Origin of the sequence: Oleiagrimonas sp. (assembly GCF_027858935.1) — a bacterium.
In the GTDB taxonomy this organism is placed as follows: Bacteria; Pseudomonadota; Gammaproteobacteria; order Xanthomonadales; family Rhodanobacteraceae; genus Oleiagrimonas.
On sequence record NZ_JAQIBU010000244.1, the window covers coordinates 1 to 10,987 of the forward strand.

Below are 10,987 nucleotides of genomic sequence, written 5' to 3' on the forward strand. Positions count from 1 at the left end.
ACGTGGCCTGCTGTGGTGGATGGGATCGGCGGCGCTCAACCTCAACGACGACGCAACCCTGACCGAGGCCGTATTGCGCCTGGACAGCCTGGACCATGCACACAGCGACAAGCTGGCCGGTGCAGCCGCGGACTTTCTGCGCGCATTTCATCTCATCCTCAACGGCGATGCCAGCGGGCTGTCGATGGCCCTTCGTGGCGCATCCCTCGTGCAGGATTCATCAAACCTCAAGGTGGATGCATGGGCGCGCTATGAATTGTGCGACGCCTACACCCAGGTCGGTGAGGCCAGCAAGGCGCTGCCCGTATGCACCCGTGCAGCCAACTTTGCCCGCGCAGTGGGCGATGATTGGGAACTGGCCGATGACCAGAACGACCTGGCCTGGAACCACTCGGCCCTGAAGCAGTACGCCCAGGCCGTGGCGCTGTTCAAGGAATCGCGCAAGCGTTTTCGCTCCATAGGCGCCAACCAGGTCGCTGCCCAGGTGGGCGACAACCTGTCACACACCTACATCCTGACCGGACATCCGCGCAAGGCGCTGGCGCTGTCACGCGCCTCGCTGGTACTTGAGCTGGCCGCCGGACGCGACAACGATGCATTGCTCTCGCGTGACAACATTGCCCGCGCCTATGCCGCGCTGGGCCAGCCCAAGAGGGCCATGAAGATCATCGAGGCCGCCATCCACGACGCCGAGCACAGCAGCAATCACGGCCTGCTGCCACGCCTGTATGCCGGTGACAGCCAGTTTGCCGAAGCCGCCGGCGACCTCAAGCATGCCCTGGCCAGCGCGCGCAAGGTCAGCGCCCTGCTCCGCAAGCAGCGCAACCCCAGCCTGCTGGCCACCGAAAAGGTACTGGAAAACCGCTACCAGCAACGCGAACGCGAGTTGCGCATCCGCACCCTGGAACACCAGAACCGCAACAAGACGCTGGAACTGGAAGTGGCCAGGGCGCGCACCACCCACCAGAACGAGGTGGCGCGCCGGCAGCAACTGTGGATCCTTATCGCCCTGCTGATCTCGGTCGGCCTGCTGCTGGTCACCGGCCTGCTGTATCTGCTGCTGCGATCGCAACGCCACCATGCCAACGCCCTGCGCCAGCTGGCCCTGCGCGACCCGCTGACCGGCGTGGACAACCGCCGCGCCTTCATGCAGACCGCCAGCGAGATGATCGAGGGTCCGCGCACCTATCCCGGCAGCGAACACGCCCTGCTGCTGCTGGACCTGGACCATTTCAAGGCAGTCAACGACACCGCCGGGCATCCGGCAGGCGACCGGGTCCTGTCCGACGTGGTCAACGACCTGGAGCTGGCCAGCACCGGTGTCGGTCGCATTTCCCGGCTGGGCGGCGAAGAATTCGCCTTGCTGTGTCCGCGCATGGGGGCCGAACAGGCCCGGCGCCACGCGGCCGTCCTGTGTCATCGAATCGCCACCCTACCGTTGCCCCTGCCGGAGGGTTCGCCGATCCAGTCGGTCACCATCAGTATCGGCGTGGCCATCCTGGACGGGACCCATAGCCACGACATCGAGACCTGGCTGCGCGCGGCCGACTATGCGCTGTACAAGGCCAAGGCGCAGGGCCGCAATCGGGTCGTGCTGGCCACGCCCACCGACGGCGATGCCGAAGCCCCCAAGCATGTCGACCCCGACAGCGACTGAAGGCGTCCCGGCACCGCTGGTGATACGCGTGGAGGAACCACGCGGCCCGCGCAGCATGTTCCCGGATGCGGCTTCGCCTTATCCGGGCAACGGATGGACTTCGGCGCATGATTTATCAAAAACGGAAGACCGCCATGCACTGCAGAAGCGGTCACTGCGGCACGATCGTTTTCCCGCGGGATAATGAACCCACCAGCGCTGCAGCAGGCCATCGTTGAGGCCAGGTGCAGCGGCTACACCCGGCTGACCGGCTCAATGGCGGCGTTCGAAACGGCGCGGCGTCTTTATGCGCGTTTCGACTTCGATCCCCGAGGGCCATGCGGCGGATCCATACAGCATGTTCATGACGCGCACGCTGTAGCCCAGATAAGGCAAAGCCATACCACAGGCACTCCCTTCGGTCGCGTCCGGGTTCCCGGATGGGACACCGTGCGGTCACGACATGCCGCACGCTGTTGCGTACAAAAAAACGGGGAGGCGCGCGCGCCTCCCCGGTGTTGCATCACGCTGTAAGGAACAACTTCAGTCGGTCGCGCCGATTTTCTTGCCGTGATACGGCAGCACCTGGCTGGCCAGCTTGGTGTCGGTATGGATCAGGCCGACCTCGTCGGAGACGATGTGCGCGGCTTCATCCAGCATCTCGTCAGTGGCCTTGTCGGCCTCCTTTTGCTGCTTGATCTGGGCGGTGATGCTGCGCTCGCCCGGCGTGAGGCCATCATCGAGGGTCACTTCCTCGGTGTCGGTCTTGTCGCCATTGATCTTCTGATGGCGCTTGCGGAAGGCCTTCTGCACAGCCTCGACATGCTTGCGTTCAGCCAGTCGCTTGGCGTAGTTGAGCGACACCGTGGTCTTGTTGCGGTTTTTCTCGTAGGTGTGCATCTCGTCCATCATCAGCTTCCATCCCGCGCTGTCGGCAATGCGCTTTAGATGGCGCTGCTCAAGCATCGGCACCAGCATCTTGAGGTTGGCCACCGGCTTGTACTGCGCCGGCTGGATGTGGGTCCACGGCAGGGCGTTGTCGTAGGTCGACTCGCCGAACAACTTCTCGTCGCCGTTCTTGGGGAAGGCGATGTCCGGGGTCACGCCGCGCAACTGCGTGGCGCCGCCAGTGATGCGGAAGAACTTGGCGATGGTCATCTTCAGCTCGCCGTACTGCGGGTTCTTTTCGCTCTGGCTGAAGCGATCCAGGTTGACCAGGTTCTGCACCGTGCCCTTGCCGAAGGTGGGCTCACCGATGATAAGGCCGCGACCGTAATCCTGGATGGCGGCGGCGAAGATCTCCGAGGCCGAAGCCGTGCCGCGGTTGACCAGGACGGCCAGCGGGCCGCTCCAGCTCATGCCCTTGGTGGTGTCATCCTGCTCGTCGACGCTGCCGTTGCTCGAGCGCACCTGGACCACCGGCCCGGTGTTGATGAACAGGCCGGTCATCGAGACCGCTTCGCTGAGCGAGCCGCCCCCGTTGTTGCGAAGGTCCACAATGATGCCGTCGACCTTTTCCTTCTTCAGCTGACCGATCAGCTTGGCCACGTCGCGGGTGGCACTCTTGTAGTTGGGGTCTCCGGCACTGCGTGCGGCGAAGTCCTCGTAGAAGGACGGCAGCTCGATCACGCCGATACGGCGGGTCACCTTGCCATTCTTGCTGGTGACCTGGATGACCTTCTTCTTGGCCGCCTGTTCGGCAATCGTGACCTTCTTGCGCACCAGGGTGATGATCTTGTGCTTGCCGTCTAGGCCGGTCTTGCCGGGAATGATCTCCAGCCGCAGGGTGGTGTTCTTCTTGCCGCGGATCTTGTCCACGACATCATCCAGGCGCCAGCCAATGACGTCTGTAATCGGTCCCTTGGCCCCCTGGCCGACGCCGACGATGCGATCGCCGACATGGATCTTGCCGGACTTGGAGGCCGGGCCGCCGGGCACCACCTCGCGCACCATGGTGTATTCGTCGTTGGCCTGCAGCACCGCGCCGATGCCCTCCAGGGAGAGCTTCATTTCGATGTCGAAATTCTTTGCCGCACGCGGTCCGAAATAGTCGGTGTGTGGATCGGTGGTTTCGGCGTAGGCGTTGAGGAATGTCTGGAACGCATCCTGTGAATCAAGCTGGTCGATCCGATCGATGTAACCCTTGTAGCGCTTGTCGAGCACCTTGCGGATGGTCGCATCGTCCTTGCCGGCAAGCTTCAGCCGCAGCCAGTCGTTCTTGACACGCTTGCGCCAAAGCGCATCGAGCGCCTTCTCGTTCGGCGCCCACTGGGCCTTGTCGCGATCATAGTCGTAGCTCTCCTGCTTGCTGAAGTCGAAACCCTTCTTCAGCAGGCTGCGCGCGTAATTGAGGTGCTGCGTGGCGCGCTGGATGTACAGATTGAATATGGCGAACGGTCCGGACAGGTTCTGGTCCCAGATCGCGTTGTCGAGACCGTCACGAAGACTGCTGAAATGATCGATGTCCTTCTTGGTGAAATACAGCTTGTTGCCATCCAGCGCCTTGAAGTACGCCTTGAATATCTTCTGCGACATGGCGTTGTCGAGAGGCTTGGCATCGTACTGGAAGCGGGTCAGGAAGCGTGCCGAGAGCGCCGCGGCCTGAGCCTCGGTGCTGGTCGGCTTGAGCGTCAGGGAGTCAGACTTGGCGGGAGCGGAGGCATGCACGGCGACGCCCGTGAGGGCACCCACCAGCAGCACGAAAAACAAACGCTTAAACATTCAGGCGACCTCGACTAGACCGGCGGCATGGGCCTGCACGTCGGCGTGGTAGGACGAGCGCACCAGCGGGCCGGAGGCCACATGGGTGAAACCCATGGCCATGCCGGCATCGTGCAGCGACTCGAATTCGTCCGGTGTCCAGTAACGGACCACGGGATGATGATGGGGGGACGGCTGCAGGTACTGGCCGATGGTGACCATGTTCACGTCATGCGCGCGCAGATCGCGCAGCGTTCCCAGGACCTGCTCCTCGGTTTCGCCCAGGCCCAGCATGATACCGGACTTGGTCGGGATCCCGGGATGTTGCGCCTTGAACTGCCTGAGAAGGTCGAGCGACCACTGGTAATCGGCGCCCGGGCGTACCTCGCGATACAGCTCGGGGACCGTCTCCAGGTTGTGGTTGAACACGTCCGGCGTATGCTCCGCCAGCGCCTCCAGCGCACGTTCCATGCGTCCCTTGCCGCGAAAGTCCGGGGTCAGGATCTCGATCTGGATTTTTGGGCTGCTGTGGCGTATCGCGCGGATGCAGGATGCGAAATGCGCCGCACCGCCATCGCGCAGGTCATCGCGGTCGACCGAGGTGATGACCACGTAACGCAGGCCCATGTCGGCGATGGTATCGGCCAGACGTGCAGGCTCCTGCGTGTCGGGCGGCGCGGGCCGGCCGTGCGCGACATCGCAGAACGAGCAGCGCCGGGTGCACACCTCACCGAGAATCATGAACGTGGCCGTGCCCTTGGAGAAGCACTCGTGGATGTTCGGGCAGGTGGCTTCCTCGCACACCGTCACCAGCGCGTGCTCGCGGAGCCGCGACTTGAGCTTCTGCACGGCATTGCCCGAGGGCAGGCGCACGCGGATCCAGGACGGCTTGCGCAGGGTCGGGGTGCCGGTGTCGAAACCGGCGCGGTTGCGCGCAATCTTGTCGCCCGCGACCTGCTTGTCGACGACCTTCAGGGGAATGCTCTTGTTGTCGGGGTTTGCTTGAGTCATGAGATACCTATGCGCAGACAGCGCTGCGCCCGGGGAGTTCAGGGATGCAAGGGTCGGAATGCCGGGCCTGGAAGCCGAACTGGCGGCAGATTTCGCCGATCAGGACGTCCTCGACCGTGTCCAGACCGGCCGGTCCGCCCAAGTCTACCACCTGGGTCACCTGCAAGCCCTTGTAGCCGCAAGGATTGATGCGTTGAAATGGCTCCAGGTCCATGTTCACGTTGAACGACAGTCCATGGAACGTACAGCCGCGTCGCACACGCAAGCCCAGCGCCGCCACCTTGGCCCCGTCGACGTACACTCCGGGCGCCCCGTCCAGGCGCACGGCGTCGATGTTCCAGTGCTTCAGTGTATCGATCACGGCCTGCTCGATGCGGTGCACCAGTTCACGCACGCCCACGCCCAGTCGGCGCAGGTCCACCAGTGGATAACCGACGATCTGTCCGGGGCCGTGGTAGGTCACCTGGCCGCCGCGGTCGACGGGCACCACGGGAATATCGCCAGGCATCAGCACATGTTCCCATTTCCCGGCTTGCCCCAGGGTGAACACGGGATCGTGCTCGAGCAGCCACAGCTCGTCCGGGGTGTCCTCATCGCGGGCATCGGTGAGTGCGCGCATGGCCTGCCAGACTGGCTCGTACGGCTGCCGACCGAGCCGGCGAACCAGCAGCGGGGGCGCAGCGGCGGCATTATCTTTGGGGGCGGCTGAAGTCATGGCGGGTTCCGCTCGGGGGGCCTTTTCGGGACATGGAGGCCAGACACGGGTTTTTCCATAGCCGCTAGCGGGTCGTTACAGGGTGTAGCGAATATCCGGATCAGCGCGCAACGCCGTGTGCGCGTCGTCGTAGTCGGCGCGCTGCGGGCAATCGAAGTCGACCGTGACCGCGATGTAGTGCCCCTTGCTGGAGGGGCGCGTGTGCAGACTTTCCGTATGCACGGCACGCCCCAGCCCGGCCAGGATCTCCGGCACCCGCTGCTCCAGCCGCGCATCGGCATTGCCCATGGCGGTGATGGTGAAGGTGCCGGGAAACTGAAAGCCCTGGTCAGGACGATCCGGCTCGATCTGTTCGACGTCGCGCATCAGGAACCTTTCTTGCTGTCGCTGTGATGGAACCACAACAGGATGCTGTCCCACAGCCGCGTGAAGAAGCCGCCCTGTGGCGCGTCGGCCAGCGCCACCAGCGGCGCCTTGAGCACCGACTTGCCGTGCAGCGTGACGTTCAGCGTACCGACCTTCTGGCCTTTCTTGAACGGGGCGATCAGCGGATCGGGGATCTCCATGTTGGCTTTCAGTTCACTGTACTGGCCGCGCTTGACGGTGACGATGGCCGGCTCGCTCAGTCCAAGTGCCAGGCTGTCGGCCTTGCCCTTCCACAACCGCGGCGAGGCCAGGGCCTTGCCGGCATCGTAGAGCTTGTGGGTCTCGTAGAAGCGGAAACCGTAGTTGAGCAGCGCCTCGGAATCGGTCTCGCGGGCCGTCTTGGAGGGCGTCCCCATGACGATGGCAATCAGGCGCTGATTGCCGCGCTTGGCCGAAGCGGCCAGGCAATAGCCTGCAGCCGAAGTATGTCCGGTCTTGATGCCGTCCACGGAAGGATCGCTCCACAGCAGCGTGTTGCGGTTGTGCTGGGTGATGCCATCCCAGGTAAACGACTTGACTGCGGAGATCGCGTAATCCTTGGGGAAGTTGTGGATCAGCGCGCGCGAGAGCACCGCCACGTCGCGCGCGGTGGTGTAGTGGTCGGGTACCGGATAGCCTGACGCGTTGGAGTAATGCGTGCCGGTCATGCCCAGCTGCTTGGCGTAGGCATTCATCAGGCTGGCAAACGCCGATTCGGTGCCCGCGACATGCTCGGCCAAGGCAATCGCCGAGTCGTTGCCCGACTGGATGATCATGCCGTAAAGCAGGTCCTTCAGCGGCACCTTGGAATGGACCTTGAGGAAGCTGGTGGAACCGTCGGTCCCCGCGCCTCCGGACTTCCAGGCGTGCTCGGAAATGTAGACCGGATCATTCAGGTGCACCTTGCCAGCGGCAAGTTCGGCCGAGACCACGTAGTCGGTCATGATCTTGGTGATCGAAGCCGGAATCACGCGCTCATTGGGGTTCTTGCTGGCCAGGATCTTGCCTGTGGCGTAATCCATCAGCACCCAGGACTTGGCGTCAAACGAGGGCGGTGGAGGCACCGGCACGGCCGGTGTGTTCATGACCGGCAACGCCGGGGCGGGCGGTGCCTGCTGGGCAAACGCGCCACCGACCAGCGTGGCGGCAATGATCGCGAGGGTGGCCAGGACAGGGGTGCGGTGACGGAAGAACTTCATGAAGGGTATCCGATCGGAGATGGGGTCAGGCGCTCAAGGCGCATCCATGGGTTTTGTAAAATCATGCGGGATCCGCGAACGGACGTCCCTCGGGCAACACCGATACGCAAGTGGCTAGTCTACCGCGACTTGCGGTTGTGGCAGGCCCAGCCGCTTGACCTTGCGCGCCAGTCGGTCGGCTGCAGACACACTGTGCAGGGGACCCAGACGCACCCGCTGCACCCGTTGCCCATGAACATGGATCCGGGTTACGCGAATCGGGCCGATGCCCGCATTGCGCAGCCTGCGAACCATACGATCAGCATTGACGGGGTCGGCGAAAGCGCCCACTTGCAGCCAGATTCCCGGCTGCACGCCGGGCGATTGGACCGCCACAGGCGGCAGCAGTTCCCCGGGATGCTTCGGATCGATCGCCTGCACTTCCACCAACCCGGTGCCCTTGGGCCAGATGCCGATGCGCACGGCCGCGGCGTAGGACAGGTCGATCAGGCGATTGGCCACGAACGGACCACGGTCGTTGATGCGCACGATCACGCTCTTGCCGTTCTCGAGATTGGTCACGCGCGCCCAGGTCGGCAGCGGCAGTGTCTTGTGCGCGGCAGTGAACTTGTACATGTCGTACTTCTCGAAGCTCGAGGTCATGTAGCCGTTGAATTTCCTGCCATACCAGCTGGCGATGCCGCGCTTGTCATAGCCCTTGGCACTTTTCAGCACGTGGTAGGTATGGCCGAGCACGGTATACGGCGATCGATTGCCATAGCGTGAGCGCGGTAGCGGAACCGGAGTCGGTTCAGGCAGGTCGGCAATGCGTTCAGGCGGCTGGATCGGTCCGCTGTCGCTTTGGTGCTGGTATCGGCTGGACTGCGGCAGGTCGATGTTGTCGCCGGTAAGGGCACCCGATCCTGGTACCGACGGCGATGACGCTGCCGATGCCGATGCTGCGGGTACGGCGGCCGGGGCCGCTTTCGGCCGGACAGCGGGTCCCGCACAACCGGCCAGCATGAGGATCGCGACAGTCGCAAACGCGACTCGCTGCCTCACGGCGCGACCTCTTGCGCGGCCGGATCATGCACGCCCGCGGCGATCGCATTGGCCAGTTGCCGGATGGCCATGGCGTACAGCGGACTGCTGTTGTATCGGGTGATCACGTAGAAATTCTGGAAAGTGAACCAGTATTGCGGACCATGTTCGGCCTGCAGCGTCAGCAGGTTGGCCGGCATGCCCGGAGCGATATGCCGCAACGGAGCATAGCCACGCGACTCGTAGTCCTCCAGGGGCATGCTGGGCGGCCTGGACAGATACTTGATCGGGTCGGGATGGTCCATCGGCTGCGCCTGTGCGGCCACCCCCTCGTCCGGCTTCCAGCCATGCGCGTGGAAATAATTGGCCACGCTGGCCAGGATGTCCGGCAGCGAATGATACAGATCGATGTGCCCGTCGTGGTCGGCATCGACAGCATAGTGCTTGATCGAGGACGGCATGAACTGGCCCCAGCCCTGGGCGCCGGCATAGGAACCGGTGAGGGTGTCGAGTGGTCCGGCCAGCTTGCTGGCGGGCAACTCCAGCAGGATCTTCAGCTGCTTGCGGAAGAACGCAGCGCGCGGCGGGTAGTAGAAGGCCAGCGTAACCAGCGCATCAAGCACCTTGTAGTGCCCGGTATTGCTGCCGTAGCGCGTCTCCACGCCCAGGATGGCGACTAGATACTGCGGGTCGACGCCGTACTTGTCTGCCGTGGCGTCAATCAGCGCGCGATGCTTGCGGTAGAACTCGATGCCGTCCTGGATACGCGACGGGGTCAGGAAGATTGGACGATAGTTTTTCCAGTCCATCGACTCGGCGGGGCGAGCGATGGCGTCCAGGATGCTCTGCTGCTTCTTTGCCTGATCCAGCAGCGCGGTCAACCGGGCCGGACTTTTACCGGTATCCGCCGCCACTTCACGCACCAGCGCGGCCTCACCGGGATGGACCTCGGCACGCGCCGGTCGCCATGGCAAGCACAGCGCAAGGGCTGCGAGGAGAACGTAGAGGCGAGCTGAAATGGACATGGATCGTGCGCGTATGGAGATCAAATTGTGCTTACAGCGTAGCAGCTTGCACGCACTTTTCTAGACGCTGCGCGAAGCATTTCGCTGCTTGCTTCGCTCAGGCGGATGGGCCTTTCTTGCGCTTGGGCGGTTTGCTGCCGCCCGGACGCTTGCCCTTGCCCGCAAACGGCTTGCCGCGCGGCGTGCCCTTGCCGGGTCCGGACCCCGTTGCGGAAGCACCCCGATCAGGGCTGATCAGCAGCATGCGTCCGGCCACCCGCACCTTTTTCAGGTGCGCGAGGATTTCCTTGGGCATCTTCTCGGGCAAGTCGATCAGGCTGAAGTCGGTCTGGATACTCAGGCGGCCGATGAACTGGCTGTCCAGGCCGGCTTCGTTGGCAATCGCGCCGATGATGTTGCCGGGCTTGACGCCATGTATGTGGCCGACTTCCAGGCGATAGGTCTCCTTGCCGGCCTCGGTCGTATGGGGACGTTTGCCTGCGCCTGCCCCGCCGGGACCCGGCTTGCGCTCCCCCTTGCCGGGGCCGCGTTCCTTTTCGCTCTTCGGGCCCCGCTCGGGCTTGGCCGGCGTCTCGCGCAGGGTTTCCTTGAGCAGCAGCGGCTTGTCGCCATGCGCCAGGCGGGCCAGCGCGGCGGCGATCTCGATGGCAGGAACATCGTGCTCGGTCTCGTAGCGCTCGATCAGTTCGCGGAACAGCGTCAGGTCCTGACCGGCCAGCGTCTCGCCGATGCGCTGCATGAAACGTGCGATGCGGCGATCGTTGACCACCTCGACGCTGGGCAGGTGCATCTGCTCGATCGGCTGACGCGTGGCGCGCTCGATGGCGCGCAGCATGCCCTTCTCGCGCGGAGTGACAAACAGCACCGCCTCGCCGCTGCGTCCGGCACGCCCGGTGCGGCCGATGCGGTGCACGTAGGATTCGGTGTCGTAGGGAATGTCGTAGTTGAGCACGTGGCTGATGCGGTCCACGTCGAGGCCACGCGCAGCCACGTCGGTCGCCACCAGGATGTCCAGCTGACCGTCCTTGAGCTGGCCAATCACGCGCTCGCGCTGCGGCTGGGCGATGTCGCCGTTGATGGCCGCAGCGGCGAAGCCGCGCGCCTGCAGCTTGTTGGCCAGTTCCTCGGTGGCCTGCTTGGTCCGCGTGAACACGATCATCGCGTCGAACGGCTCGGCCTCGAGAATGCGGGTCAGGGCATCGAGCTTGTGCACGCCGCTGACCCACCAGTAACGCTGGCGGATATTGGTGGCGGTGGTGGTCTTCGATTCGATCGA

10 protein-coding genes are annotated in these 10,987 nt (G+C 64.0%); 1 reads left to right on the forward strand and 9 read right to left on the reverse strand.

Features of this window, described 5'->3' with window-relative positions; all coding sequences use genetic code 11:
• Positions 1-1,657 (forward strand): GGDEF domain-containing protein (locus PF446_RS08945; RefSeq protein ID WP_298071085.1); only part of this gene is annotated, 1,657 nt, incomplete at its 5' end.
• 252 nt (positions 1,658-1,909) lie between these two features.
• Here PF446_RS08945 and PF446_RS08950 read toward each other — a convergent pair.
• From PF446_RS08950 to PF446_RS08990, 9 genes are all read right to left on the reverse strand, one after another.
• The gene (locus PF446_RS08950) at positions 1,910-2,038 is read right to left on the reverse strand and encodes a hypothetical protein (RefSeq protein ID WP_298071086.1); all 129 of its coding nucleotides are present in this window, start codon (positions 2,036-2,038) and stop codon (positions 1,910-1,912) included.
• A gap of 141 nt (positions 2,039-2,179) precedes the next feature.
• A complete protein-coding gene (locus PF446_RS08955; RefSeq protein ID WP_298071087.1) occupies positions 2,180-4,357 on the reverse strand; it encodes a carboxy terminal-processing peptidase in 2,178 nt (725 codons plus the stop codon).
• On the reverse strand, positions 4,358-5,347 hold the full coding sequence (gene lipA, locus PF446_RS08960) for a lipoyl synthase (RefSeq protein ID WP_298071088.1): 990 nt from the start codon (positions 5,345-5,347) through the stop codon (positions 4,358-4,360).
• A gap of 7 nt (positions 5,348-5,354) precedes the next feature.
• Positions 5,355-6,062: a lipoyl(octanoyl) transferase LipB gene (gene lipB / locus PF446_RS08965; protein WP_298071089.1), complete on the reverse strand. Its 708-nt coding sequence runs from the start codon at positions 6,060-6,062 to the stop codon at positions 5,355-5,357.
• A gap of 75 nt (positions 6,063-6,137) precedes the next feature.
• Positions 6,138-6,428, reverse strand: a complete 291-nt coding sequence (locus PF446_RS08970) for a DUF493 family protein (RefSeq protein WP_298071090.1) — start codon at positions 6,426-6,428, stop codon at positions 6,138-6,140.
• Entirely contained in the window at positions 6,428-7,666 is a 1,239-nt protein-coding gene (locus PF446_RS08975; protein WP_298071091.1) for a D-alanyl-D-alanine carboxypeptidase family protein, read from the reverse strand. The genes PF446_RS08970 and PF446_RS08975 overlap by 1 nt, the downstream gene beginning before the upstream one ends.
• A 114-nt stretch (positions 7,667-7,780) precedes the next feature.
• Positions 7,781-8,707 (reverse strand): septal ring lytic transglycosylase RlpA family protein, encoded by a 927-nt coding sequence (locus tag PF446_RS08980; RefSeq protein WP_298071092.1) that lies wholly within the window; start codon positions 8,705-8,707, stop codon positions 7,781-7,783.
• Entirely contained in the window at positions 8,704-9,711 is a 1,008-nt protein-coding gene (mltB, locus tag PF446_RS08985; protein ID WP_298071093.1) for a lytic murein transglycosylase B, read from the reverse strand. Before mltB ends, PF446_RS08980 begins: the two co-directional genes overlap by 4 nt.
• 97 nt (positions 9,712-9,808) lie before the next feature.
• Positions 9,809-10,987 (reverse strand): helicase-related protein (locus PF446_RS08990; RefSeq protein ID WP_298071094.1); only part of this gene is annotated, 1,179 nt, incomplete at its 5' end.